The organism is Agathobaculum sp. TL06 (genome assembly GCF_054658635.1).
In genome coordinates, this window is record NZ_BAAGGY010000095.1 from 1 (window position 1) to 255 (window position 255).

Annotated in this window: 1 protein-coding gene; it reads left to right on the forward strand. The window is 61.6% G+C overall.

The annotated features are described in order from the left end of the window. Positions 1-255, forward strand: a 255-nt coding sequence (locus ACYQ3S_RS15785; protein ID WP_459690316.1) for a beta-eliminating lyase-related protein, incomplete at both ends; no start/stop codon positions are given.

A 255-nucleotide genomic window follows, 5' to 3' on the forward strand; every position in this document is an offset into this window, starting at 1 on the left:
AGCGCGAGCGCGCGCTGAACGCGACGCACTGGAACGAGTTCGCGTTTCCGGCCGCTATGCTGACGGTCGATATGCTGTCGGACTCGGGTACCACCGCGATGACCAACCATCAGTGGGCGTCGCTGTTTCTGGGCGACGAGGCGTACGGCCGCAACACGGGCTACTATGTACTGCTTGATACCTTCCGCGACATTTTCGAGCGCGGGGGCGAAAAGAACTGGAAGAAGATCATCGACCTGGTGCGCACGGACTGCC